This is a genomic window from Bacillus norwichensis (assembly GCF_014836955.1).
Lineage (GTDB): Bacteria > Bacillota > Bacilli > Bacillales > Bacillaceae_C > Siminovitchia > Siminovitchia norwichensis.
On record NZ_JACSPV010000011.1, the window covers coordinates 18,307 to 44,307 of the forward strand.

22 protein-coding genes are annotated in these 26,001 nt (G+C 41.5%); 17 read left to right on the forward strand and 5 right to left on the reverse strand.

The window, feature by feature from the left end; genetic code table 11:
• Positions 1-7: 7 nt before the first annotated feature.
• Positions 8-1,312 carry a DUF58 domain-containing protein gene (locus tag H9631_RS08500; RefSeq protein ID WP_191811964.1) on the forward strand — a complete coding sequence of 435 codons (1,305 nt, stop codon included), beginning with the start codon at positions 8-10 and terminating at the stop codon, positions 1,310-1,312.
• Positions 1,313-1,533: 221 nt separating this feature from the next.
• Here H9631_RS08500 and H9631_RS08505 read toward each other — a convergent pair whose 3' ends face one another.
• On the reverse strand, positions 1,534-2,511 hold the full coding sequence (locus H9631_RS08505) for a stage II sporulation protein M (protein ID WP_191811803.1): 978 nt from the start codon (positions 2,509-2,511) through the stop codon (positions 1,534-1,536).
• 99 nt (positions 2,512-2,610) lie between these two features.
• On the opposite strand from H9631_RS08505, the gene H9631_RS08510 reads away from it, so the two are divergent.
• A complete protein-coding gene (locus H9631_RS08510; RefSeq protein ID WP_191811805.1) occupies positions 2,611-3,408 on the forward strand; it encodes an RDD family protein in 798 nt (265 codons plus the stop codon).
• Positions 3,409-3,726: 318 nt separating this feature from the next.
• Here H9631_RS08510 and H9631_RS08515 read toward each other — a convergent pair whose 3' ends face one another.
• The 4 genes from H9631_RS08515 to H9631_RS08530 all read right to left on the reverse strand — a co-directional run bounded on the left by H9631_RS08515 (position 3,727) and on the right by H9631_RS08530 (position 8,973).
• The gene (locus H9631_RS08515) at positions 3,727-5,079 is read right to left on the reverse strand and encodes an aldehyde dehydrogenase (RefSeq protein ID WP_191811807.1); all 1,353 of its coding nucleotides are present in this window, start codon (positions 5,077-5,079) and stop codon (positions 3,727-3,729) included.
• Between the two features lie 1,162 nt (positions 5,080-6,241).
• Positions 6,242-7,066, reverse strand: a complete 825-nt coding sequence (locus H9631_RS08520; RefSeq protein WP_191811809.1) for an ABC transporter permease — start codon at positions 7,064-7,066, stop codon at positions 6,242-6,244.
• 4 nt (positions 7,067-7,070) lie between these two features.
• Positions 7,071-7,895: an ABC transporter ATP-binding protein gene (locus tag H9631_RS08525; RefSeq protein ID WP_191811811.1), complete on the reverse strand. Its 825-nt coding sequence runs from the start codon at positions 7,893-7,895 to the stop codon at positions 7,071-7,073.
• A 25-nt stretch (positions 7,896-7,920) separates the two neighbouring features.
• Entirely contained in the window at positions 7,921-8,973 is a 1,053-nt protein-coding gene (locus H9631_RS08530; RefSeq protein ID WP_191811813.1) for an ABC transporter substrate-binding protein, read from the reverse strand.
• Between the two features lie 562 nt (positions 8,974-9,535).
• On the opposite strand from H9631_RS08530, the gene H9631_RS08535 reads away from it, so the two are divergent.
• The 15 genes from H9631_RS08535 to H9631_RS08605 all read left to right on the forward strand — a co-directional run bounded on the left by H9631_RS08535 (position 9,536) and on the right by H9631_RS08605 (position 25,969).
• Complete coding sequence (locus tag H9631_RS08535; RefSeq protein ID WP_191811815.1) at positions 9,536-10,324, forward strand: alpha/beta fold hydrolase; 789 nt, start codon at positions 9,536-9,538, stop codon at positions 10,322-10,324.
• A gap of 160 nt (positions 10,325-10,484) precedes the next feature.
• Entirely contained in the window at positions 10,485-11,234 is a 750-nt protein-coding gene (locus H9631_RS08540; protein WP_191811817.1) for an IclR family transcriptional regulator, read from the forward strand.
• Between the two features lie 206 nt (positions 11,235-11,440).
• Entirely contained in the window at positions 11,441-12,703 is a 1,263-nt protein-coding gene (locus H9631_RS08545) for an MFS transporter (protein ID WP_191811819.1), read from the forward strand.
• 242 nt (positions 12,704-12,945) lie between these two features.
• The gene (locus H9631_RS08550; protein ID WP_191811821.1) at positions 12,946-13,482 is read left to right on the forward strand and encodes a cupin domain-containing protein; all 537 of its coding nucleotides are present in this window, start codon (positions 12,946-12,948) and stop codon (positions 13,480-13,482) included.
• 72 nt (positions 13,483-13,554) lie between these two features.
• Positions 13,555-14,475, forward strand: coding sequence for a VOC family protein (locus H9631_RS08555; RefSeq protein ID WP_191811823.1), 921 nt, complete (start codon positions 13,555-13,557; stop codon positions 14,473-14,475).
• A 120-nt stretch (positions 14,476-14,595) separates the two neighbouring features.
• Positions 14,596-15,387 (forward strand): SDR family oxidoreductase, encoded by a 792-nt coding sequence (locus tag H9631_RS08560; protein ID WP_191811825.1) that lies wholly within the window; start codon positions 14,596-14,598, stop codon positions 15,385-15,387.
• 29 nt (positions 15,388-15,416) lie between these two features.
• The gene (locus tag H9631_RS08565; protein WP_191811826.1) at positions 15,417-17,102 is read left to right on the forward strand and encodes a thiamine pyrophosphate-binding protein; all 1,686 of its coding nucleotides are present in this window, start codon (positions 15,417-15,419) and stop codon (positions 17,100-17,102) included.
• A 15-nt stretch (positions 17,103-17,117) separates the two neighbouring features.
• Positions 17,118-18,563 carry an aldehyde dehydrogenase family protein gene (locus H9631_RS08570; protein ID WP_191811828.1) on the forward strand — a complete coding sequence of 482 codons (1,446 nt, stop codon included), beginning with the start codon at positions 17,118-17,120 and terminating at the stop codon, positions 18,561-18,563.
• A gap of 15 nt (positions 18,564-18,578) precedes the next feature.
• Positions 18,579-19,364, forward strand: a complete 786-nt coding sequence (gene nadX, locus H9631_RS08575) for an aspartate dehydrogenase (protein WP_191811830.1) — start codon at positions 18,579-18,581, stop codon at positions 19,362-19,364.
• Between the two features lie 24 nt (positions 19,365-19,388).
• Entirely contained in the window at positions 19,389-20,693 is a 1,305-nt protein-coding gene (locus H9631_RS08580; protein ID WP_191811832.1) for an aromatic ring-hydroxylating oxygenase subunit alpha, read from the forward strand.
• Positions 20,694-20,713: 20 nt separating this feature from the next.
• Complete coding sequence (locus H9631_RS08585; RefSeq protein ID WP_191811834.1) at positions 20,714-21,223, forward strand: aromatic-ring-hydroxylating dioxygenase subunit beta; 510 nt, start codon at positions 20,714-20,716, stop codon at positions 21,221-21,223.
• 83 nt (positions 21,224-21,306) lie between these two features.
• A complete protein-coding gene (locus tag H9631_RS08590; RefSeq protein WP_191811836.1) occupies positions 21,307-22,098 on the forward strand; it encodes an SDR family NAD(P)-dependent oxidoreductase in 792 nt (263 codons plus the stop codon).
• A gap of 29 nt (positions 22,099-22,127) precedes the next feature.
• Positions 22,128-23,081 (forward strand): VOC family protein, encoded by a 954-nt coding sequence (locus H9631_RS08595; RefSeq protein ID WP_191811838.1) that lies wholly within the window; start codon positions 22,128-22,130, stop codon positions 23,079-23,081.
• Between the two features lie 274 nt (positions 23,082-23,355).
• Positions 23,356-25,119 (forward strand): 2-oxoacid:acceptor oxidoreductase subunit alpha, encoded by a 1,764-nt coding sequence (locus H9631_RS08600; protein WP_191811839.1) that lies wholly within the window; start codon positions 23,356-23,358, stop codon positions 25,117-25,119.
• Positions 25,106-25,969: a 2-oxoacid:ferredoxin oxidoreductase subunit beta gene (locus H9631_RS08605; RefSeq protein ID WP_191811966.1), complete on the forward strand. Its 864-nt coding sequence runs from the start codon at positions 25,106-25,108 to the stop codon at positions 25,967-25,969. Before H9631_RS08600 ends, H9631_RS08605 begins: the two co-directional genes overlap by 14 nt.
• The last annotated feature ends 32 nt before the right edge of the window (positions 25,970-26,001 follow it).

Below are 26,001 nucleotides of genomic sequence, written 5' to 3' on the forward strand. Positions count from 1 at the left end.
GGGAATACTGCCAACCAAGCGGCTACTGTTCGTTTTTCTGGGCATCTCTGCTTTTTTCGTTCTGCTTGGTGTATTGACGAATGTATCATGGGCGTACATTATCATAATGAATGTGATCGTTTTTTTGGCAAGCTTTCTGGACCTGTTTTTTTCACCAGGCAGAAAAGACCTGAATTTCCAACGGTTCATGCCCGAAGAGATGGAGCGGGACCTTCCGTATACCATAAAGATAGAAGTGGAAAACTACTCTAAACGCCCATTTTCATTTGCTTTTGTTGACGATTTGCCGCAGACTTTCAGGCGCCCTTTCCCTGTAAGTGGATTAGGGCGTAAAGAAGCGGTGACGGAAGTATCGTATGTAACGAGTGCGCCAGTCAGGGGAGACTATGGGGTTACGAAGCTATATTTCCGTTATAAAAGCGTGCTTGGTCTTTGGGAAAAACAGAAAACGACTAAAATCCCTCAGGCTTTGAAAGTAATCCCTGACATGACTGAAACGAAGCAGTACCTGAAGGATGCACAAAGGTTTTTATTGCATGAAGGCATGAAAATTCGAAAATTCCAGAGCGGCTCAGGAGAATTTGCTCAGATTCGAAAATATGCAGCGGGAGATGACCCGCGCATGATTAACTGGAGGCAGACCGCGAAGCTTCAAGAAGTCATGACGAACGAATATGAACCTGAGCATGGAAAATATATTACGATTTTAATAGATTGTGGAAGAATGATGGGGGCGGAACTGAAAAAGGGCAATCGTTTGGAACGGGCATTGGAGGCTGCTATGACCGTAACAGCAGCAGCCTTGCGGAAAGGGGACTATGTAGCCTTCCTCGCTTTTTCAAAAGATGTGAAGGTCTTCGTTCCGCCAGCCAAAGGAATGGAACATATGCAGACCATCCTGAAATCCATCTATCATTTGCAGGCCGATCCGGTAGAACCGAACTATGGAGCTGTCTTTTCATTTTTGGAAACCAAGCAGAAAAAGCGGAGCCTACTGCTATTGTTTAGCGATATCCGCACATTTCTGTACGAAGAAAACACACTCACCTATTTGATGAGGATTAGGCAACGTCATTTGTTCTTAATGATCGGCGTTGAAGATGAGGTCATCAAGAAGCGAATTAATGAAAATCCTGACAAAATAGAGCATGCCATGATTAAAACCATTGCCCAACAGCAAATGCTTTTTAAAAAGAGGGAAAAAGCTAAATGGGAAAACCAGGGACTGCTCATGATGGAAGCTGATGAGGAAAAACTAGCGGTTGCCGCTGTTTCTTATTATATCGACATGATGAATCGGAATCTGCTGTAGCGAAGCTGGAGAAAGACTGAAATACTGTTCAGTTACAGGAAATATTGTCCGGATTGGGAACGATAGTGTCCGAGAGTGAGCAATACTGTCTGAGAATGAGATATACTGTCCAGCTCGTCAGGAATACGATCTGGTAACCGAAAAATATTATCCAGTTATGTAAAGTATTCACCGAAGGTCTTCCAAACAGTCCCGCTCTAGGACCATAAAAAAACGGGGCGTCACGCCCCGTCTAGTCTTCCGATTTCACGCAGAAAAAGTCTCTTTCCAATCATAAAGTAAAAGAACAATCCAAGGACTGTCGCAAATGCTACGAAGTATTTGGCTTCTAGCGGGATAGGAGCCGGGGTGATGAAGCCTTCTATGATTCCGGCAATGATGAATAGCGGAATCGTACCAAGCAAGAGCTGAACGGACCTTTTGGCGTTCACCTTCAATTGGTATCCCCTTGAGAAATGACCTGGTACAAAAAGCTTATACCCCATCAAAAGCCCCGCCCCGCCGGCGATAAAGATGGCGGTAAGTTCAATCATTCCGTGAGGAATAATATATGCCCAAAATTCATAGCTTTTTCCGTGAGTCCAGAACAAGGCAGCAAGGGCTCCAACAAGGATTCCATTATAAATAAGGACATAGACGGTCAACAATCCGAAAGTGATGCCTCCAACAAAAGCCATGATGGCGACCTGTATATTATTGGACATGATACTTGCCGACATTACGGAAGAATCCCAAGATCCATTGTTGCTTCCAAGCGAATCTGGATCGACGCCATGGGCTACCTCAGGCGGAAGAATCGCATACATACTTTGTGGATCTTGAACTACAGCGATGTAACTGCCGACTGCTCCAATTGTAAAAAGCATGAAGGCTGCAATCACAAACTTCCACTGCTCCCAAAGCAACCGGATAAATGTCGTGGTGAAAAAGTGGCGTACCTGTTGGATGCTCGACATTTGATCTTTGTATAAAATATTATGGGCTTTTGAAACAAGGCCGTTTAAATAGAAGGTAACCTCTTCACGCGGAAAATAAGTTTGGGAGTATGAAAGATTTTGAGCGGCTTTCTGGTACAGACGATAAAATTGATCAATCGTGGAGGCTGTTACATCTTTCTTCCGTTTATGCATCGTGGCTACAAGCTGCTCTAGCTGCTTCCAGTCATCCCGGTGTTTTTTGATAAACTGTTTTACATTCATGTGATTCGTCACCTCTTATAAAAGATCGACAACTATACTCTTCTATTATAGTACACTCCCGAGCAATAGAAACATTAACTTAGGAAAGGAGGAAAAAATATGGAAAAAGAACAGGTTGGGGTCAAGACGCCGGAATTCGTTTCTATCCAGTTTCAGCTGGCTGGCCTGGGTAGCAGAATGGCGGCCTATATGCTAGACTGGCTTATACTGTGTGTGCTAAATGTAATAATAATTATTATTCCGCTCATTTTGTTAATCGATGGGAATCCATTTTATGATGATGTTGCCTCCGTTGTTATTGCCATATTGATTATAGCTCTGTTTGTTCTGAACTGGGGATACTTTATTTTCATGGAGTTTTATTTTGGTGGGAAGACGATTGGAAAAAGAGTCCTTGGGATCCGGGTGATTCAAGATAACGGGCATAGCCTGACACTATTATCCAGCTTTATCCGGAATTTCATGCGAATCGTGGACTCTTTACCTAGCGGTTATTTAACCGGGTTGTTGATGATTTTCTTCCACCCGAAGCATAAAAGGGTGGGGGATTTGGTAGCCGGTACAATAGTCGTCCATGAAAGGAAAGCGAAGCGACTGGGCAAGCTTACACCTGTCGAAAAGGAAATTCAAAGACGGGGGCTCTCAAAACACGAAATAGTCATTGATCAATTTTCACTTCGTGCCCTCACCGCTAAAGATTGGAATCTGATCCGGACATACAGCAGCCGCTTGTTGCAACTTCCTTTAGAGGAACGCCATGATCTGACGAAGCAAGTGGCGGAAATTTTATTTCCGAAGATTGGGTGGAGCACGAATGGAAAGAACACCCGCGAACTGGAGGACGCGCTCTTTATTTTATACTTAAATCTGAAAGATGAATGGGAATTCGATCTGTAGAGAAATGTGGCAAGTAGAACCGCGTGAAATCAATGTTCTTATAATTGACTTCACGCGGTTTCTTTATTTTGAGTAAGAAAGTATAACTTGTTATGGAAGATTTTATTCAAAGGAAACTTTTACTTTATCCAGCTACGACGTACAGGAAGTACTAGTGCAAGCGAAGCGACAGGACGTCGCATTCTGAGACTACCGAAGCCACAGGATGTGGCGACTTGAGGCGGCCAGTCCCTCGCGGCTTCCCTATGGTGGCTGATGAACTGCCTCCTCGGGAATCGTCTTGTGCTTGGCGTGGATGATTAAGGCGCTTGCGCTTTCTTATAAAAACAGTTTGATCTTACTCAATGCATTTTTTACATGGGGATAGCGGAACGGAATATCGAACAAAGTCGTCTGTTTTAAGACGCTTTTTTTATGGGAAAAAACGTCAAAGCTGCTCTTTCCGTGATAGGCTCCAATACCGCTCGTTCCAACTCCTCCAAACGGTAAATGAGGATTTGCAAAATGGTAAATTGTATCATTGATGCATCCGCCACCAAAGGAGATGGACTCCAGGAGCTCATTTTGAATCCGTGTACTTGAGGTAAAAAGATACAGTGCAAGAGGATTCGGGTGATTGCGGATACCAACGATCAAGTCATCCAATGCAGTATATTCCAGAACAGGAAGGATAGGGCCGAATATTTCATCTGCCATTATTCGGTCATCCCACGTAACACTTGTCAGAACAGTAGGTTCAATGGATAACATCTCCCGGTTTGATTTACCTCCCAGAAATATATCTCCCTGCTCCATAAAAGAAGTGAGCCGATCAAAATGTTTTTCATTCACAATTCGTGTCATGGAATGTCCCTCATACATTTCTTGGATTGCTTCTCTCAATAAAGCTAAAAAATGGTCTTTAACCCGCTTATGAATATATAAATAGTCAGGCGCAATGCACGTTTGTCCGGCATTTGTAAATTTCCCCCATGCAATGCGCTTAGCTGCCAGCTTCAGGTTGGCATCTTCATGGATAATGCAGGGGCTTTTTCCGCCTAACTCCAAAGTTACTGGGGTAAGGTGTTGAGCGGCAGCCTCCATGACAGTTTTTCCAACGGGTACGCTGCCAGTAAAGAAGATTTTTCCAAACTCTTCCTGAAGAAGGGCTTGACTCGTTTCTGCGCCGCCCTGAATAACCGTAATATAGTTTTCAGGAAAAATTTCCTGAATCATTTTTGCAAAAACCTGTGACGTTTGAGGAGTGAGCTCCGAGGGCTTTATAATCGCACAATTTCCAGCACTAATAGCTCCAATCAGAGGGGCAGCTGCGAGCTGGAACGGGTAATTCCAAGGAGAAATGATCAAAGTAGTCCCATATGGCTCAGAATAAACGTAGCTGGTTGAACCGATATGAGTAATTGGCGTTTTCACCCTTTCTGGTTTCACCCAGGAACGCAGCTTGCTGATTGTAAAACGCAGTTCTTCCAATATAATTCCGATTTCTGTTGAGTACGCTTCAAATTCGGATTTATTCAAATCATCGTTGAGGGCCGTAATGAAGTCCTTTTCGTACAGTTTGACGGCACTCCTCAGTTTTTTAAGGGCATTCAGACGAAAGGCAATCTCCTTTGTTTGATTGGTCCTGAAAAACTCCCGTTGGTTTGTAATGAGTGAGCGATAGGATTCCATGTGGCAATCTCCTTATCTGCTTATTCTTTGTAAAATGTAAAGCGATTGTGTAATACCAGAAGCTTTCAAGTCTTTTTTCCAAATCACACTCCTCTTTATGTATATTTATATCCAAGTTGTTTTAGTTTTTCCAATATACCACATCGCCTTTTCAAAAGCTGCGGCTGTACAAGGAGATAGATATGCTTTGCATGTTATTTAATTTGTGACATATGTTTTATAAAAGAAGAGGCGTTGAACCCCGGAAGCTTATAAAACAGGCATATCTAGAATTGACTGCTAGTTTTTAAGAAAAAAAATAAAAAAATGGTAAAAAAAATATTTACAAATTCCTCTTCCGGGTATATACTAAAAACACTTTAAAAAAGGAGTGACAAATTTATGAACAAATCAACAAAAGCTGGACTTATATTCGTGGTTGTGCATACTGTGTTTTTCTTGAATTTGGCTGTTGATCTATCATTCCTTTCTTAGTTTCTCTTCTATTAAAGCGCTTTCAATATTCTTCGATAAATTGCTTCTATACTTAGCAAAACGGGCTCTCTTTCTAAGAGGGGGCTTTTTTGTGCGGAACCCTCTATTTAATAAATGCTAATTAAATCATTGATGGCAAGTAATGCCTTGCTGTCAATTGGAGCGACTCTATGAGTATTGCCAGTTTCCTTTTTCTTAAATGCAAATCCCCACCACTTTTTCTAATACGAAACTCCGAAATTGAATTCTCTCGTTGTCTATTTTGTGCACTTGTATCAGCCAGTCTCTATTTTACCATGTTGAAGAAAGGATATTGTACGAAGTGTGAAAAAGAAGATCGGATGAGGATATACAGTAGATTTGAGACTAAGATGGCTCTCACGCGGGTCTATCAAATAAGGAAGGACTTCTGCGGAATACGTTTCTTAATGAATCGGCGGCTTTAAAGGAGCATTCAGATATTTGTCAATAGGAGGGTCCGGTGAATATAGCTTCTTGCTCATAGTGAAGAAATTAGAGACTATGAAGCATTGGAAAAAACGGTGGGAGTATTATTCCCAAATTAATCAGAAAAAGTAAAATCGGGCACCAATTGCCAAAGGTGCCCGCGTTTGTCGGGAGTAAGGAAAGACAGTACCAATCCCCAACATTACATCCCATCTTTGTCCATGCAATTTTGTACAGATTCCTACTTATGCTCCGGTTTCCAGGACGAAAATCGTTTTTCAATAAGACCCAACAAGAATGTAAGAATGAGCCCTGTAATAGTGATGATAAATACACCAACAAACATTCGATCCGTTTGCAGGTTTTGTCCATTGCTTGTCAACTGATATCCAATACCCGCGGTTGAAGCAAATAATTCGCCTACAACTACAGCAATTAGTCCTTGTCCAATTCCTAGTCGAATTCCGTTTAAAAGAAATGGCACTGTTGAAGGTAAAGCAATTGTTTTAAAGATTTGAAACTCACTGGCATTGAATGTACGTGCTGCTTTGATCAGGTTTTGATCCAAGGTCACCATTGCCTTCTGAGCACTCATTACGATAGGGAAGAAAGCCATCAAAAATACGATAACAATTTTGGACGCAGGCCCAATTCCGAAGGCAATCACAATAACTGGCAAAAGAGCAACCTTAGGTGTTACATACAAACCAGAAATAAAAGGGTTGACGGCTGCATTAAAATACTTATTCCATCCCGAAAACACTCCGACTGGTATACCGACTAATATTGCCAGAGCAAACCCTGCTAAAAATTCGTAACCGCTTACTTTTAAGTTCTCCCAAAAGGAAGCTTCCTGAACCATATAAACAGATGCTTGCAAAATTTCAATCGGCGAACTGATAAATAACGGATTTATCCATGCGTTTCGCGAAGCGATTTCCCAAAGCAATAGAAACAGTGTGACGGAAGTGATACTAATAATCAAAGGCCTTCTATCTTTTTTCACCTTCTTTTCTTTGTTTAGATTTATTCCGGACTCTGCGAATTGGGTAGCACTCTTAGTCATATTATTAGATTCCCTTCTCCTTATTTTCAAAACCTTGCTTAGAAGACTCATCTTCAATAATTGACCATATTTGGTCCACTAATTGTAAAAATTGCGGGTCACGCTTTACATGTAAATCCCTTGGTCTAGGTATCTCCACATCAATAATTTTGACTAAACGTCCAGGTCTTGCTCCAAAGACGAAAACCCTATCTGCTAAAAATACAGCTTCATCAATTTGATGTGTAATGAAGAGACTCGTTTTCTTTGTTTCGCTCCAGATTCTAAGGAGTTCTACCTGCATAAATTCTCTCGTTTGTGCGTCTAATGCTGAAAATGGCTCATCTAGAAGTAATAATGATGGATCTACCGTTAAGGCTCGAGCCAAATTCACTCTTTGCTGCATACCTCCTGATAATTCATGAGGATAATGATTCTCAAAGCCTTTTAATCCAACCATCTCTATGAATTCTCTGGCTTCTTCCTTTTTATTTTCCGAGATTTCTTTTTGTAGTTCAACGCCATAGAGCACATTATCTAAAACTGTCCGCCAAGGCAGGAGACTAGGATTTTGAAAAACCATCGCCCGGTCTTTGCCCGGCCCACTAATTTTCCGTTGATCTAATAATATTTCTCCTTTACTTGGTTTTAGCAGTCCAACCACTGTGTTTAGAAACGTTGTCTTTCCACAACCGCTTGGACCGACGATACAGATGAATTCTCCCTCTTTAATATTGAGATTTATATTCTCCAAGGCTATCACTTCTGCACCAGTTTTATTATTTATATAAGTAACATTCAAAAAGCGAGTGGACAATTTTACATTTTCTAGCGCATTTGCAGTTCCCATTTCATAAATCTCCTTTATTAATGGTTTATTTGAAAACTTCATCTATATATTTGTTTGTCCAAATAACGTCTTCTGCTGTATCTTGTTCTTTAGTGACGCCTGATAAATCTTTATATTCAATTAAAGGATCTTGAGCATTGTCCCATGCTTCTTGATTCATTTCCCCATAACCTTTGAAAGTATCTTTTAATCCGATTAAGGATTTTTCAATGATATCTACATCGACACCTTCAAAATAAGAAGAAATAGATTTTGCCGCTTCTTCTGGGTTATCTCGTGTAAACTCCATTCCTTTTCCAATAGCTCTTACGACTTTCAAAGAAGTTTCATGATTTTTTTCTAGATAATCTTTGTCAGCAAACACAACTTCCCACGCCATGTTCTTGTACATCGGTTCCTCCATCATGTCAATCATGATTTCACCAACTTCTTTACCTTCAGTTTGTAGACCCATTGGAGGCGAGGCAACCCCTCCATCAACAATACCTTCTTGCATACCACCAATTTTTGACCCATCACCTGATAGCTTGACTGTTTTGAAATCTTTTGGGTCGATGTTATGTAATTTCATTAAGTATCTGGCATAAACATCCCCAGAATCTCCCACTAGATTTGTACCGATAGTACTTCCGGCCAATGCTTGTACTTTTTCTTCATATGATGAATCTTTAGATATTCCCTTTTCTTGTATATATTTGTTAGAAAAAGTGATTTGAAAAGTCAGGGCAGAATTTAAAGATTGGATTGCGACTAAGTTTTCGCCTTTATCAAGAGGAGCAAACATACTCCGTGGTCCAGAGACTGCAAACTGAGCTTCACCAGATAAAAGAGAAGCGATTACCTGAGCACCTCCACCACCAGAGGCTATTTTGGCTTCAATCCCTTCCTCTTTGAAGAAGCCTTGTTCAATTGCTACGTAAAACGGAGCTACCGACAAAATTCTTGCTGGTTCGGCGAAAGTGATTTTTTCTAGTTCTTCACCCTTTGAACTCGTTCTTTTTTTCTCCTGGCCGCAGGCAGACATAATGATAGCTAAACAAAATATAACTGCTAGAACTCCCAATTTCTTTCTGAACATATTGCCATCCTCCTGTTTATATCGTTGTTTGTTTTCTATACAAAACATCGTTTTGTCGATGTTTCGGTAATTGTAACTTGCTCTTGACATAATTGTCAATATCTTTTTGCATTTGCGATGATTGGGTTTTTAACAAAAATAGTGCCATTAATATAGGTTAAATAACGGTAATTGATAGGAAAATAAAGTGAAAAAAAGAGCGGATTTTGTCGGATCTTGCTTTTAGATTAGAGAGAGCCCTCGTAATGTTGTGGAGGATTGGAAATATGTTACCAAATGGAGGATGTAATTTTTAAAAAGTTCAAAGTAAAGAGAGATCATTTCAGCTTCATGTTGACAAATCTGAATTTAACAATAATAATTATATCGTAAACGATGTTTCACATTTAAAACGATGAATGTTTTCGTTTAAATTAGAAGGGAGAATAATTATATACTTGGCTGCTGGTGTTTCTGTTTTAGGAGATCTGTTAGAAAGTTGTTATTATGTGAAAACAAATTTATCGGACTGCTATGGTAGAGCTATATTAGAAAAACAACCAAGATAGTGAGGTTTTATTCAATGCCAACAGTACAACTTAGGAACTTTACAATTCATTACGCGCAAGAAGGAAAGGGACATCCTTTGATTATTTTACATGGACTTGGGAATAACTCACAGTCATGGAAAAATCAATTGAGTGCACTTAAAGATAACTTTACAGTCATTGCTTGGGATGCTCCGGGATATGGCAAGAGTTCAGATCCTGCAGAAGAATTTAAACATTTTTCGCAATTTGCGGATGTGCTTAAGGAGTTTGTTGATACATTAGGATATGAATCTATTCACCTTTTGGGGCATTCCATGGGATCAGCAATTGCAATCGATTTTGCTTACCGATTCCCTAATTTAGTAGATAAGCTGATTATTGCAGATCCTACCCGAGGTGCGGCAGGTTTATCCAAAGAGGAAAATGCAAAAAGACTTCAAGAGCGTTTAGACTCCATTAATAATCTAGATCCATCAGAACTGGCAAAGCAAAGGGCCGGAAACCTGCTTTCTCCTAATGCTCCTGAAGAGATCGTAAGAGAAGCTGAACGCATCATGTCCCAAGTGAGACCACCAGGCTACCGTTCAGTCTCTTATTCACTCGGAAATTTAAATCAGATGAGCATATTACCCTCCATTTCCGTTCCGACACTTGTCATATGCGGGGAGCTTGACAAAGTGACGCCTGTTTCTGAAGCGGAAATTTTCCATCAGTCCATACTAGATTCAAAATTGGAGATTATTCCGGACACGGGTCATTTATGCTACCAGGAGGATCCTGAAACGTTTAATGAAAAAATTGTTCGCTTTTTGGAAAAGTGATGTTTGAGGACAGTTGAAGGCTGGCGGAGAATTTCTCTGCTAGTTTTTTTCTGCTGATGATAATGAAATATTTTGCAAAATCTTGAGTCTTGTTCATTTTAATCATATGATGATTAATAAGAAAGCTTGATGAAAAACTATTTAGGGAGATGCTTTGTCAATGAGTGACTCAGATAAAGAAAAATATAGTGCAAATTCCTTGGTAAGAGGTTTGGAAATCCTGAAACTATTTAATGAAGAGACCCCCACTTTATCGCTCTCCGAGATATCAAAAAGCTTGGGTGTCAGTAGAACAGTACCATATCGGCTTTTATATACGTTGCAAAGTATGGGGTATTTGGATCAAGATGAGAATACAAAGCGTTATAGCCTTACCCCCAAGGTGTTGGAGATCGGATTTGCTTATTTAAGCAGTTTAAAATTACCTGAAATCGCACAGCCATATATGGAAAAATTACGAGACGAGCTTGGAGCGTCCTGCCATTTATCAATTTTGGATGAAAAAGAGGTAGTATACATAGGAACTGCGCCGGTGAGGCATGTTTCAATGATCAACGTCAATATAGGAGCGAGGCTTCCGGCACGGGCATTGGCCAATGGAAGGGTCCTGCTCGCATACCAGCCGGTAGGAAGATTGACAGATAAGTTTAATGAAGCGGAGCTTGCTTCTATTCAAATAGAATTGGAGTCAATTCGTCAACAAGGGTATGCAATTACCGAAGGTGATTTCCTTCCTGGTATCCATTCGGCAGCAGCTCCCATTTTTGATTATACTGGAAGCATAAAGGCTGCATTGAATGTGGTTACATCGGAACCATTATTTCATGAAAATTTCCTTGAAGAAGTGGCTTTGCCAAAAGTAGTTGAAGCAGCAAAAGAGTTATCTAATCATTTAGGATATAAAAAATGACTGATTGAAATCTTACAAGAATTGAGAGCTTGTAAGATTTTTTGTTTTATATACAAAACATAATTTTTCATATCAAAAAATTATGTTGACAAACTTATCTGTAAATATTAATATTTTTCTTATATAAAACATTGTTTCAATAAAATATATTGAAAGGGGTTTCTATTTACGGAAAATTCAAATAAGGAATTAAAGGAGAGTCTATGATGTTCTCAAACAACAAAAGATGGCTTTATATCGCTGTACCGATTTTCTTTTTTTGGTTTTTTGGACAAATTGACAAGATGGGGATATCTGTAATCCAGACAGATCCCGAATTTTTAAAAGCTTTGGGGTTAACCGGAGAGGACCGAAGCGCCAAAATCGGCATGATCACATTTGTATTCACTGTATCGTATGCGCTTTCAAACTTGTTCTGGGGAGTAATTATCGATAAGCTGGGAGCGCGCCAAACAGCTATTTTGGGGCTGGGGGTCTGGACAGTAACAATGATAATGGCTGGCTTATCAAGTACATATGAAATGTTTTTAGCCAGCAGAATTATCCTTGGATTGGGAGAAGGTATGATGATTCCGGTCTCAGGGAAATTCATTTCAAGCTGGTTTAACCGAAGGGAATTAGGAAAGGCCCAAGCATCGTGGATTACAGGAAACTATTTAGGACCGGCATTAGGAGCATTTATACTTGTATTTATTATTGCAAGCTTCCATTGGCAGGCTGCATTCTTTATCCTTGCTGGCTTTAATTTATTTATCAACATCCCTATGTTCTTGTTCTTAACAAGGAATACGCCAGAAGAACATCCTGGATTGAGTAAAGAAGAGTTGACCTATATCCGGGCAACGAATCAAGAGGATGAGGTGGCTGATGGAAAGTTTATCCAAGATTTCCGTTATTGGATCGTTTGGATTGGAATGCTGATTGCTTCCTTTCTATTCTTCGGCATCAGTATATGGCTACCGACATATTTGGTTGAAGCGCGCGGATTTGCTCAAGAGGGTATGAAAAATATTACATCAGTTTCCTGGTTATTTGCATTGCTGTTCGTGCTGGCCTGTGGTTATTTGTCAGATAAGACAAGAAGGCCAAGCCTAATGGCTACTATCTTATTCGGTTTGACAGCGCTCTTTCTTTCTTATGCCATCATGGCGCCAAATGCAATTGTTGCTGGTCTTTGTATGGGTCTTGCCATGGGAGCCCAAGGTGGCGTTTTTCATTTGAGCAATCTCTTTATTGTTAAGTTTTCAACACCTGAAACTGCTGGACGTGCTGCGGGTCTCATGGGATTTACAAATATAATGGGAGGCTTCTCAAGCTACATTATGGGCTGGCTCCGTGATACATCCGGCGGAAGCTTCAGTTCTTCCATCATTATGCTGATTGTTGCTTCGCTTCTGGGTTTATTGGCTTACCTTTTCGCATTGAAAAAAGAAGCTGCAGAAGTTCGCCTGTTTAAGCAAATGATGTAGGTTTCATATGCGTACAGATGCATGAAAGAGCGTCTGTACGTTTTTTTGTTTCTTTAAAAGCCGTGTTCGATAGAGGAGTCTATTACCAATTCATAGGTGTGTATCTATATAGCTATTGAATTTTCTTAAAAATTAATCTTGACAACGCTATCATTATTGATTACGATAAACTCATAAATTAAAACAATGTTTCGTATATAAAACAATAGAGAATTTGTATACGAAAAAGGAGGAAGTTGAGAATGGCAAAAGAGAAATTTTCAGTTGAAGAGTTTGAGAAAAAGTACGTGGCAAGACTGAAAGATCGCACGCTTGATTGGAACGTATTGAAGTTTCAGGAGGAAGTTGATCCTCAGTACAAAAGGGCTCAAATGCGTTATATCGGACGGGGAGCCACTGCAAACGCAGATTCAAATGTTATAGCGGCAGAGCATTTCACTTTAAGCACAATGGTTTTACCTGCGGGATGTGTTGGTCCTCTACATTTGCACGATGATGTTGAAGAAGTTTTCTTCATCTTAAAAGGTCAGGTCACAGCACTCATTAAAGAAGTAGATTGCGATGAAATTCATGAGATTAAGTTAAATGAAAGGGATTGCATTAGCAGCCCTCCGGGAGTTCATCGAGGAATTCGTAATGATAGCGATGAGGAAGCATTGATGCTAGTTATGCTCGGGGCAAATAAGCCTAATTTACCAACTTATCCTGAAGGTAGCGCACTTGAAGAACTTCGCAAGCAGCGTGCTGCAGAAAGAGAAGCTATCATTAGCGGGAAGTAAGCGCTGTAAGGATTGATGGCAAGACTTCAGAGGAGTGAAAGCTACTTTACTATTAATGGGAGGTCCAAACTTATGTTAGGCATTACTCATTTACGCCATATTAGCTTGATCACCCCCAATATTGATAAGCAATTTGCATTTTATGAAAAAGTATGGGGATTGGATAAGGTTGATACTCCAGAAGATAATGGGGCAGCTTACTTTCGAGGTGCGGGGCCTGAACATCATATTTTAAGCCTCCACGAAGGGGGGAATCCTGGGCTACACCATATTGCTTTTGGAATGGTGGATAAAAACTCAGTAGATCAGGCAGCAGAGATTCTGCAATCTAAAAATGTGATCATCGTGGATCCGCCAGGTTATTTAAATAAGGCTGGCGGTGGATATGGACTCCGTTTTCTTGATCCTGAAAATCGTCTGATTGAGTTGTCTGCATGGGCCGAAGTGCATACCTCCATCTGGAATAAAAAGAATGTGGACCCTGTAAAACTAAATCATGTCGTCATGAATACAAAGGATTTGGATATGATTGTTGAGTTTTATACGGATGTTCTTGGTTTTAAAGTTACCGACTGGAGTGAACATCAAATGTCATTCCTCAGATGTAACAAAAAGCATCATTCTATTGCTTTTAACCAGGGAACACATGCATCAGTCAATCACATTGCATATGAGCTCGATTCGGTGAACGAAGTGATGAGAGGAATTGCCAATGTCAGGGAAGCGGGCCTGAAAGAGTTATGGGGTCCGGGCAGACATGGACCGGGAGATAATATTTTCTGTTATTTCCAAGATCCAGGTGGATTTGTAATGGAGTACACATGTTATCTTGAGACGATTGAAGATGAATCTGAGTGGCAGGCTAGGGTATGGAAACGTGTTCCACATCTTATGGACCAATGGGGAATAGCCGGACCACCGACTCCGGAAGCCCGAAAAGCCATGGGTGGAGAGCCTGATCCAGGATGGGCTGCGGTTAATATTGCTAAGTAAACCAATGGGGGACATTTCATATGTTGAAAGGTCCCCTATCTAATAAAAAACGGGCAAGAGGCAGGAGTGTCTTGCTTTGATCTTCAACCATTATAGGGCCTAAGGGAGGAGAAAGAATAGATGGATCTCGGGCTTAAAGACAAAGTAGCTGTTATCATGGGCGGCACATCAGGAGTAGGTTTAAAAACAGCAGAAACATTTCTGCAAGAAGGCGCAAAAGTTGCCATATGCGGCCGAAGCAAGGAACGAATTGAAAAAGCGAGCAATCATTTGTTTTTATTCGGGAGCAAGGAAGATATTTACGCTGATCAATGTGATGTTACGTCAAAAGAAGACGTTGATTCATTTATCAAGGCAACAGCGAATTACTTTGGAGGTCTTGACATCCTAGTCAATGCTGCAGGACAAAGCGTTATGGGATACTTTTTTGAGATCACAGATGAACAATGGCAAGAGCAGATTCAATTGAAATATTTTGCCATCATTTACGCGGTACGTGCTGTACATCCTTATCTAGTGAAAAGAGGGGGCGGCAGAATTATTAATATCAATGCAACCCTTGCGAAAGAACCGGAGCGTCATATGGTAGCAACAGCTGCAACACGCGCTGGACTTTTGAATTTGAGTAAAACTTTATCCCAAGAATTGGCTCAGGACAATATCTTGGTGAATTCCGTCAGTCTCGGATTGATTAAAACAGATCAATGGGAGAGAAGAAGATTAAAGAGTGCGCCAGATAAAGATCCAGAAGAATATTATGCGGATCTGGCGAAGAAGCGGAATATCCCGCTTGGCAGGGTTGGAGAAGCGGAAGAAGTGGCAGATGTGATCGTTTTCTTGGCTTCTGAAAAGTCCAGCTATGTAGCAGGTTCAACGATAGAAACAGCAGGAGCGCTAGGAAAAGCACTTTAAATATTATTGGATCGAGGGTTGAGTGTGTAATGGAAACAAAACAACAGGTGGAATATACAGTTGCAGACGCAGTTGTCAAAGAGCTGGTAAATACCGGTGTTGAAGTCGCTTTTGGCATCGTAAGCATACATAATATGCCAATTTATGATGCAATACTCAGAAATGGAAAGATCCAGCTTATTTGTTCAAGGGGAGAAAGCGGAGCTGTCAACATGGCTGATGGTTATGCACGTGCAACAGGAAAACTGGGTGTTGTGATTACCAGTACTGGAACTGGAGCAGGAAATGCAGCAGGTTCATTGGTTGAAGCCTGGGCGGCAGGAGTGCCAGTTCTTCACTTAACAGGTGAGATAGCATCTCCTTATCTTGGAACTGGTAAGGGCTACATACATGAATGTAAAGACCAGCTGTCCATGATGAATGGAGCCTGTAAGAACGCCTATCGGCTGAGACAACCCGAACAGGCATCTTCTTTGATGAGAAAGTCTATCCAAGAAGCTTTGGCTGCACCTACAGGGCCGATCTCTCTTGAGATACCGATAGATTTTCAATCTGCCATCATCGGAGATGTGACTCTTGAAGAAATACAAGTTAAAAGTTTACCTGAAAAGAAACCAGTCGTTCCAGAGCAGGTCACTGCGATGATTTCACGATCAAAGCGACCAGTTATCTGGGCTGGAAGCGGTGTGAATGCATCAGGAGCTTCGAAGCAGCTACGTAAACTGGCTGAAATCATAGGGGCCGCTGTCATTACAAGCCAATCAGGGAAAGGCTCGATTCCTGAAGATCATGAACAATGTATTGGACATTTTGCAGCTTATGAGGCTACAAAACAGTTTTTAAAGAGTGCAGATTTATTGATTAGTGTTGGTGTTAGATTTAGAGGTAATGAAACTTCAAATTGGAAAGTGCCTATACCTAAAGAACATGTTTCAATAGATGCCGATTGGTTAGCCATGAATAGGAACTATAATACCACTATTGGACTGGTGGGAGATGCCAAAGATATCTTGAGCGGCATGGTTGAAGAACTGGAAAAACAATCCCCAGAAACAAAAACCTCCTATTTAGAAGAAGTGCGTAAGCTGAGAAAAGCTGTTCGTACCCAATTGCGAGAAACACTTGGACCTTATGAGAAGTTTTTGGATGGAATGAAAGAAGTGCTTCCACGAGATACTATTTTAGTTCGTGATGTAACAGTTCAGGCGAATGTATGGGGAAGCCGATTATATGAAATCTATGAACCTGGCACTTCCATACATGCATCTGGAGGGGGAATCGGTCAGGGGTTGCCAACCGCTATTGGAGCGCAAGTTGGCTGTAAAGATAAGACAGTTGTCTTAATGGCCGGTGATGGCGGATTTATGGTCAATGCGGGGGAAATGGTGACAGCAGCTGAGGAACAGCTTCCATTGATCATCATTTTATTCGATGATTCAGGATACGGTGTTCTGAGAAACATACAAGATGCGGCATATGGACGCCAGATAGCTGTAGATTTATTAAGCCCCGATTTTGTAAAAATGGCAGAGGCCATGCACTTTGATGCAGTGAAAATTCAATCAGCAGATGAATTTGTACGGGAACTGAAGAAATCGATGGATAACCGCAAACCATCAATGATTGTTGTGGATATGGATAAGGTTGGACCGATGGCAAAGCCATTTGGTGGACCTCCAGGAGCAGCAGAGGCATTTAAACCGAAAAAACTATGATTGGGAGGCATGAGGATGATCGCAACTTATCCGAATACATCAGGGCAATGCTTGATTAATGGAGAATGGAGAAAAGTAGAAAAAACGGCGGATGTTATAAATCCAGCCAACAAAAAAGAAAAAGTCGGTGAAGTTGCCTTGTGTTCCCCGGAATTGGTCAAAGAGGCAATTGATTCAGCAGCAGAAGCATTCAAGGACTGGTCCCGTTCTGACATACGTGAGCGAGCTGCACGTATGAATCAGGCTGCGGAAGAATTGGCGACGATCGTGGAGGAAAATGTATCCTTACTCGTCCGAGAAAATGGGAAGTCATTAGTCGAAGCGAAAGTCGATTTGCTCAGATGTATGGACGTGATGAAAGGATCGGCGCAGGAACTGCTTGAATGGTGGGGGACGGAAACATATAATGGCGGCCAAAATGTCCAGATAAGAAGAAGGCCGAGGGGCGTCACGGCGGTTATTACTCCGTGGAACTCGCCGATGATTTTAACATTCAAACGAGTGATACCAGCGGTGCTTGCAGGTAACACAGTTATCGTGAAACCAGCTACGAACTGTCCATTGACTATTATGAGCTTTCTTAAAATAGTAGCAGCTTACTTTCCGGCAGGCGTTATTAACATTGTGACCGGATCCGGGAGAGAAATCGGAGACATTATTAGTTCTGATTCTCGTGTCAGAACGATAGCATTTGTGGGAAGTACAGAAACAGGAAAAGACATTATGCGTAAGTCATCTGGTACATTGCAGAAATTATATATGGAATTGGGAGGCAATGACCCAGCTATTGTTTTTGAAGATGCTAATCTGGATAAAGATGCGATTGAGAGATTGAAAATGGGTGTTTTACGAGCAGCTGGGCAGGTGTGTTCCGCTATTAAAAGGATTTATGTTCATAAATCGCGGTATGATGAACTCGTTGAGAAGCTGACGCAGGCTTTTGAGAGAGTAGTTGTCGGTAATGGTATTCAACCGGATGTCACTATGGGGCCGATTAATAATGAAGCTCAATTTAAATATGTCACGGAATTACTTGAAAGAACCTCCGAATCAGGCGCAAATGTGGTGACAGCAGGAATCCAGCTAGATCCAGAGACTTGGGATCAGGGATATTTCATGCTTCCATCCATCGTAACAGGTGTTCAACAGGATAGTGAAATTGTTCAGGCAGAACAATTTGGCCCGGTTATCCCAATATTACCGTTTTCTACTATGGATGAAGTGATTGGACTGGCGAATGATAGTCAATTTGGTTTGAGGGCTTCCGTTTGGACAGAAAATGAGGAAATAGCTTCTGAAGTGGCGGATCGTCTGGAAGCAGGAGCTGTATTCCATAATAATCATACGATTTTTAAGGATTTGAACCTTGATTTTCCAGGCTTGAAGGAAAGTGGCTTGTCGCGTGAAACAAGACATGGAAGTCTTGAGTTGTTTGCAGATTCGTACGGATTTGCAGATTAGGAAGGGTGAAATTGCATGAAATTGGGTTTGATCGGCTGTGGCAATATAGGTGAATTTCTTTTGAAGGCGATCAATAAAGACGGACTTCTCCCGGAAGGGAAAATCAATTCGGTTTTTTCACGCCGGGAAGAAGTTGCAGTAAAGGTCGCGCAAAAATTCAATGCAAAAACCTATGGGGATATCGATTCATTCCTAAATTCTGACATAGACGTGGTCATTGAAGTGGCAACGATCGAGGCTGCACAGGAGTATGCATTGAAGGTGCTTGAGAGCAGGAAGGATTTAATATTGAGCAGCATCGGAGTATTGGCTGATGAAGGTTTTCTAGAGGATGTCCAAGAAATTTGCCGGAAAAACAATGTAACGGCTTCTGTTCCTTCTGGAGCTATCGGCGGATTGGATATCCTTAAGTCCGCAAAATCAATGGATGGTCTTGATGCTGTTTCTCTAACAACAAGAAAGCCTCCGACCGCTTTGCCGGATAATCAAACATTAAGAGGAGAAAAAGTTCTATTTGAAGGGCTGGCAAGCGAAGCGATTAAAAAGTTTCCGAGAAATATTAATGTGGCGATTGTTCTTTCCTTGGCCGGACTTGGGCCGGATAGGACCAGCGTAAAAATTATCGCTGATCCGAACATATCCAAGAACATGCATCTGATTGAGGCAGCCGGATCATTCGGAACCTTAAAGCTTGAAGTAGAGAACAATCCGATGCCGGATAACCCAAAAACAAGCTTTTTGGCTGCTCTGAGTGTCCTAGCAACGCTCCAAAATAAGGAACATGTTGTGCAGGTTGGATGATTTAAAGCAGGGAGGAAAAGAAGAATGATTAAAACGAAACAGTTCGCAAAAGAGATGGCAAAAGGACAGTTGATAGACCATTTAAAAGAAACGGTTATTCCTGAAGAAGGAACCATTCCTGCATATATATTGGGTGATGAATCAGTTTATCATCTAGAGCATGAAAAAGTTTTTTTGAAAACATGGGTATTTGTCGGTCATGAATCCGAGATACCCGCCAAAAATGATTTTATGACTCGGGAACTATCGGGGTATTCCATTATTATCACCCGCAGTGGGGATGATGAAATCAATGCATTTTATAATATGTGTACACATAGAGGGATGAAGCTTTGCCGTGCAGATAAGGGGAATAAGCGAACATTCCAGTGCCCATACCATGGTTTCAACTTTAGAAATACCGGTGAATGTATTGGGGTTCCCTTGCAAAAGGACATCTATAGTGAAGATTTCGACCGTTCGAAGTTAGGCTTGAATCAAGTCAGAATTGAATCGTATAAGGGATTGCTCTTTGCCACGTGGAATGAAGAGGCGGAACCCCTCATAGATTTCCTTGGCGACTTTACATGGTATTTGGATTTACTTGTTGGCCGGGCTGAAATGGAAGTTATCGGTGAGCCTCAGCGCTTTATCGTTAATGCCAACTGGAAAGTAGGTTCCGATAACTTTGTCGGAGACTCTTATCATACGATGGTTACTCACGGATCTATCGCAAAGCTTGGAATGGTTCCAAGTGCAACATATTCTAAACGGGGATATCAAATACACCTGGACAATGGTCATGGATTAAACCTGGGTATGCCGAATCCTGTTTTTGCTTTCCCGGAAGAATTGAAAGAAGAATTCAAATCCAATTTAACAGAAGAGCAATATGAAGTGCTAAGTAATATGAAAAATATGATCGGTAATGTATTCCCTAACTTATCCTTTTTAATTTCACATACGGAAATAAAAGGCCAGCCTATCTCTAACACATCAGTAAGAATGTGGAGACCGATTGGTGTTAATAAAATGGAAGTGACAGCGTGGATGCTTGTAGAGAAAAGTGCTCCCCAAGAATGGAAAGACCGTTCAAGAGATGCGTTTATCCTGACATTCAGCCCTTCCGGCATTTTTGAGCAGGACGATACAGAAGTTTTTACAGATATCACTATCGCAGCTTCAGGTCCAATGCCATTTCAAAAGAACTTGACTTATAACTATACAATGGGGCTGCAGCGAGAAACTGTGGACTTTGTAGGACCGGGTGTTGCTTATGATGATAAGTTCTCAGAAGCGAGTCAGCGGAACTTCTATAAGTATTGGCTGGAGTTAATGACCAAAGAGTGAAGCTGGGAGGAGGAAAGAAAATGGATATCGAAAATTTGCTGGCCATTTCCGAATTCGAACAATGGCTGTATCATGAAGCATCATTACTGGACAATATTGAATTTGATGAGTGGTATAGTTTAATGCATGCAAGCTTGCTCTATCGGATGCCTGTCAGGATTAATAAGGAAGGAACTGAGCGTCCTGACTATTCAGCGGATATGTTCGCTTTTAATGATGATATTGAATTGTTAAAACTGAGGGTGGAAAGACTGAAGACAGACTATGCTTGGGCGGAAATTCCCCCATCAAGAACCCGCCGCTTTGTGAGTAATGTACGGGTAGATGAGTATATAAAAGAAAAGAGTGCCAAAGTCCAAAGCTATATGCTTATTTACAGAAGCAGAAGCACTGACATTCATCACGATTTAATTTCCGGTGAAAGAATTGATGAGTTCTTATATGAAAAAGGACAGTGGAAATTATCGAAACGTGACTTTATTGTGGATCAGTCGACGATCAATACTAGGAATCTGGCAATCTTTGTCTAATGGTTGGGTCAATAAAGTTAGAATCAAAGTTATGAAAGGAGCTTCATCTCGACGGTTGAAGCTCCGAGTGAAAGAGGTTATCGATGATGGGGACAGCTTTACAGGATAAGGTGGTCATTGTTACAGGAGGAACATCAGGTATAGGTGAGGCGGTTGTGCGCCGGTTCATCCGTGATGGAGCAAAGGTTGGAATTATCGGACGATCCAAAGATAAGCTGGATAGATTGTCTGAAGAGTTTGAGGACAGCTTGCTTGCCATTCAAGGAGATGTAAGTCAATACGAAGATAATAAGAAAGTAGTTCAGGCAACTGTTGAGAAATTTGGTAAGTTGGATGTTTTCATTGCTAATGCAGGAGTATTTGATGGTTTTGCCAAGTTTGTAGATGTTGAACCTGAGGCAGTGTCAGAAGCATACGATTATTTGTTTAATATCAATGTCAAAGGGTCATTCTTCGGAGCAAAAGCAGCTGTTAATGAGCTATTGAAGACAAAAGGCAGTGTGATTTTTACAGTTTCGGGTGCAAGTTTCTATCCGGATGGAGGAGGAGTTTGGTATACAGCCAGCAAGCATGCACAAATCGGTTTGCTTCGCCAGCTTGCATTTGAACTGGCCCCTGATGTTAGAGTCAATGCGGTTGCCCCTGGCGGAACATTGACAGCCCTTTCTGTCATTCCTCCGCTAACCCCCTATGTAAAAATCATAGATAATGAGACAAAAGCAAAAAATATTAAAAAGCGCAATCCACTCCAAATTGCTATGGCATCGGAAGATCATGTCGGGGCCTATGTTCTGTTGGCTTCTGATGAATCGAAGGCTATTACTGGTGAGATTATTTCCAGTGATGGAGGATTGTCTGTACGTGGGCTGGGTTGAGACCTTTCCGGAAAAGGAGTAGATATTGCTTGAATAAACCGTTATTGGGCAATAACCAAATAAACCAATTGGCATTTGTTGTCAAAGATATTGATAAAGCAAATGAAGCTTTCACAAAGTTATTGGGGATAAGAAAAACGGAGCCTTTTTTGACAGGCGACAGCTCTGTTTCCAAGGTTATATTTAAAGAAAGCCCCAGCGAATCAAGATCGAAATTAGCTTTTTTGAATACACCGACTGTTCAATTCGAACTTATTGAACCGGATGAAAATCCAGGAACCATGCGTGAGTTTTTGGACAAGGTTGGTGAAGGAATTCATCATATCGCTTTTGATGTAGATTCCATTGATAGCTATCTTCCGGTTATGGAAGAAAAGGGATATCCCGTTCTGCAAACTGGCGAATTTACGTTTAGTGAAGGGCGGTACGTATACATTGATACCTTTGCTGACCATAAAACTTTGATTGAACTACTTGAAAGCGCAGAGCCAAGAGTCACTGAATGGCAAAAGGCAGAGGATGAAAATGCGGGGCCGTTGTTAGGTACTAACAAAGTAGAGCAGCTTGCATTTGTTGTGAAGGATCTTGATGCAGCAGCAGATGCTTATTGTAAATTGCTTGGTGTAAAGAAGCCCGAAGTTATTTATTCGGCTCCCGGGGAGTTGATGAATGTTATTTATAAGGGAGAGCCTACAGAAGCGAAGTCGAAATATTTGTTTATTGATACTCCTTTAATTCAAATTGAATTGATTGAGCCCGGCGACTCACCGAGTACGTGGAAAGATCACCTTGATACGTATGGGGAAGGTGCTCACCATATATCATTTGTTGTTAATGATATGGATGAAAAAATTAAGATGCTTGAAGAGATGGGGTACCCGGTCATTCAAATAGGTAACTTTTATAATGGGAAGGGTCGATATGCGTATATGGATACGACCTCAACTTTCAAAGTCATCATTGAATTATTGGAGCGTTTTTAACTTCATTCGGCAGAAATCTCCCACTCCTGTAAGTGGTGAGATGAATGCCTATTGGTATTCCATTCAGTGGGGGCTCAAACCCCGGCTGAATAAAATTAAAGTCTCCGGCGGTTGCCACAGTTTTCAGAGGAAGTTTATCGAGCGGATCTCGATAAAATCTGGGCGCAAGTACGCCAAGGCGCATTTGAGTTCGGTCACCATTAGTTGTTAATGCCTTGTTGTATGAACTGAGTTTGTCTATTTAAGAGGCAAAATTTTAGGAGTGGGGATTGTTATGAAAGTACAAATCGCATGGAAGGTCGGAGGTCAGCAAGGAGAAGGAATTGAAAGTACGGGCGAAATCTTTTCCGTTGGCCTTAACCGGCTGGGTTATTTTTTATATGGATATCGTCACTTCTCATCCAGAATCAAGGGAGGTCATACGAATAATAAAATTCGTGTGAGCACAGAGAAGGTAAATGCAGTTTCAGGTGATTTAGATATTCTTGTAGCTTTTGACCAAGAAACGATTGATTTGAACGAACATGAACTGACAGAAGAGGGCATCATTATTGCGGATGCTAAATTTAACCCGACGAAGCCGGAAAGCTCAAAAGCTCAACTATATGCTGTTCGATTTACGGAAATTGCTTCTGAACTGGGCACTTCTTTAATGAAGAATATGGTAGCTATTGGCGCTACATGTGCGGTGATGAATCTGAAGGTTGAGGTTTTCACAAGCGTCATCAGAGAAATATTTGGGAGAAAAGGAGAAGAGATCGTTCAGAAGAATATGCAGGCGATGCAGGAGGGGTATTTGTATATGAAAGATAACCTGAGAGATTCGGGCTCTTCGTTATCTCTTGCAGAAGCTGATGGCATAAGAAGAATGTTTATGATTGGTAATGATGCTATTGCTCTGGGGGCTTTAGCTGCGGGAGTTCGCCTGATGCCTGCTTATCCGATTACCCCGGCATCTGACATCATGGAATATTTAATTAAAAAGTTGCCAAAAGTCGGCGGCACCGTTATTCAAACGGAAGATGAAATTGCGGCAGTAACAATGGCGATTGGCTCCAATTATACTGGTACCCGTGCTTTTACTGCTTCCGCAGGACCGGGATTGTCACTGATGATGGAGGCCATTGGACTATCCGGAATGACGGAAACACCGCTAGTTGTCGTGGATACACAGCGGGGAGGCCCTTCTACAGGGTTGCCGACAAAACAAGAACAGTCTGATTTGATGCAAATGATTTATGGAACACATGGGGAAATCCCAAAAGTAGTCATTGCTCCGAGCACAGCGGAAGAAGCTTTTTATGATGCGGTCGAGGCATTTAATATTGCAGATGAATATCAGTGTCCGGTTATTCTCTTATCTGATTTGCAGCTTTCTTTGGCCAAGCAGACAGTCAATCCGTTTGATCTGGGACAAGTGGAGATTCGACGGGGGAAATTGGTTCAGAAAGTGGAAGCACGAGAAGATAAGTCGACCTATTTTAAGCGCTTCGAAATAACGGAGGATGGCATTTCACCGAGAGTCCTTCCAGGGACAAAAGATGGCATCCACCATGTGACAGGATTGGAACATGATGAAGAAGGACGACCGAATGAAACTGCGCCAAATCGGAAAAAGCAAATGGACAAAAGGTTTCGTAAACTAAGTAATCTTGTAGAAAAGTTCCCGAATCCGGTTGCAACACATTCGCCTCATGAGCAAGCAGATTTGCTGATCATCGGCTTCAATTCCACAAGGGGTGCTATTGAAGAAGCGATGGAACTGCTTGAAAAAGATGGTGTCAAAGTAAATCATGTGCATATTCGGTTAATCCATCCATTTCCAGCAGATCAGGTAAGACCATATATTGATTCGGCCAAGCATGTGCTCGTTATAGAAAATAATGTGACCGGCCAACTGGCCAATATTATCAAAATGAATGTGGGATATATTGATAAAATTCAAAGCCATTTGAGATTTGATGGCGACCCATTCCATTCAGAGGATGTCTATAAAGCGAGCAGGGAGGTGCTGGAGGATGGCTATGTCAACATTTAAAGACTTTCGAAATGGTGTAAAGTCTAATTGGTGCCCAGGCTGCGGAGACTTTTCGGTCCAGGCTGCCATCCAACGTGCAGCTGCAAATACAGGTCTTACCCCTGAAGAACTCGTCCTTGTTTCAGGTATTGGCTGCTCCGGCCGGATATCGGGCTATATTCGATCTTATGGATTTCACGGTGTCCATGGACGTGCGCTTCCGATTGCTCAGGGAGTGAAAATGGCCAATCGTGATCTTACTGTGATTGCAGCCGGTGGTGACGGCGATGGGTTTGCTATCGGAATCGGTCATACGATCCATGCTATGCGCCGCAACATGGACATCACCTATATTGTGATGGACAACCAAGTTTATGGATTAACAAAAGGTCAGACATCGCCACGTTCGGATGATGGGTTTATTACCTCTTCCACTCCGGATGGATCTATTGAGAAAGCGCTCTCTCCAATGGAGACGGCATTAATTAGTGGGGCAACATTTGTGGCCCAGAGTTTTTCGTCAGATATAAAAGACTTGACAGCTATAATTGAAGCTGGAATTCAGCATAAAGGATTCTCAATCATTAACGTGTATAGTCCTTGCGTGACCTACAATAAAGTGAATACGTACGAGTGGTTTAAAGAGAACTTGATCAAGTTGAGTGATATTGAAGGTTATGATCCAACAAACCGTACACTGACTATGAACACTTTAATGAAATACAACAGCCTTGTAACAGGGGTTATCTACCAAGAAGATCGGCCTTCGTACCAGGAGATGGTGAAAGGATATGCGGACAAACCTTTGGTGCAGTCCCAGCTGAACTTGGAACCTGAACTGTTCCAGGAGCTTGTTAATGAATTTATGTGAAGCTTTTTGTAGTAACAAACTGAACAACGATG

Bases quoted from the DNA above. Each gene is read 5' to 3' on its own strand.
- H9631_RS08505 (WP_191811803.1), bottom strand. From the start codon at position 2,511: ATGAATGTAAAACAGTTTATCAAAAAACACCGGGATGACTGGAAGCAG.
- H9631_RS08510 (WP_191811805.1), top strand. From the start codon at position 2,611: ATGGAAAAAGAACAGGTTGGGGTCAAGACGCCGGAATTCGTTTCTATC.
- H9631_RS08515 (WP_191811807.1), bottom strand. From the start codon at position 5,079: ATGGAATCCTATCGCTCACTCATTACAAACCAACGGGAGTTTTTCAGG.
- H9631_RS08520 (WP_191811809.1), bottom strand. From the start codon at position 7,066: ATGACTAAGAGTGCTACCCAATTCGCAGAGTCCGGAATAAATCTAAAC.
- H9631_RS08525 (WP_191811811.1), bottom strand. From the start codon at position 7,895: ATGGGAACTGCAAATGCGCTAGAAAATGTAAAATTGTCCACTCGCTTT.
- H9631_RS08530 (WP_191811813.1), bottom strand. From the start codon at position 8,973: ATGTTCAGAAAGAAATTGGGAGTTCTAGCAGTTATATTTTGTTTAGCT.
- H9631_RS08535 (WP_191811815.1), top strand. From the start codon at position 9,536: ATGCCAACAGTACAACTTAGGAACTTTACAATTCATTACGCGCAAGAA.
- H9631_RS08540 (WP_191811817.1), top strand. From the start codon at position 10,485: ATGAGTGACTCAGATAAAGAAAAATATAGTGCAAATTCCTTGGTAAGA.
- H9631_RS08545 (WP_191811819.1), top strand. From the start codon at position 11,441: ATGTTCTCAAACAACAAAAGATGGCTTTATATCGCTGTACCGATTTTC.
- H9631_RS08550 (WP_191811821.1), top strand. From the start codon at position 12,946: ATGGCAAAAGAGAAATTTTCAGTTGAAGAGTTTGAGAAAAAGTACGTG.
- H9631_RS08555 (WP_191811823.1), top strand. From the start codon at position 13,555: ATGTTAGGCATTACTCATTTACGCCATATTAGCTTGATCACCCCCAAT.
- H9631_RS08560 (WP_191811825.1), top strand. From the start codon at position 14,596: ATGGATCTCGGGCTTAAAGACAAAGTAGCTGTTATCATGGGCGGCACA.
- H9631_RS08565 (WP_191811826.1), top strand. From the start codon at position 15,417: ATGGAAACAAAACAACAGGTGGAATATACAGTTGCAGACGCAGTTGTC.
- H9631_RS08570 (WP_191811828.1), top strand. From the start codon at position 17,118: ATGATCGCAACTTATCCGAATACATCAGGGCAATGCTTGATTAATGGA.
- nadX (WP_191811830.1), top strand. From the start codon at position 18,579: ATGAAATTGGGTTTGATCGGCTGTGGCAATATAGGTGAATTTCTTTTG.
- H9631_RS08580 (WP_191811832.1), top strand. From the start codon at position 19,389: ATGATTAAAACGAAACAGTTCGCAAAAGAGATGGCAAAAGGACAGTTG.
- H9631_RS08585 (WP_191811834.1), top strand. From the start codon at position 20,714: ATGGATATCGAAAATTTGCTGGCCATTTCCGAATTCGAACAATGGCTG.
- H9631_RS08590 (WP_191811836.1), top strand. From the start codon at position 21,307: ATGATGGGGACAGCTTTACAGGATAAGGTGGTCATTGTTACAGGAGGA.
- H9631_RS08600 (WP_191811839.1), top strand. From the start codon at position 23,356: ATGAAAGTACAAATCGCATGGAAGGTCGGAGGTCAGCAAGGAGAAGGA.
- H9631_RS08605 (WP_191811966.1), top strand. From the start codon at position 25,106: ATGTCAACATTTAAAGACTTTCGAAATGGTGTAAAGTCTAATTGGTGC.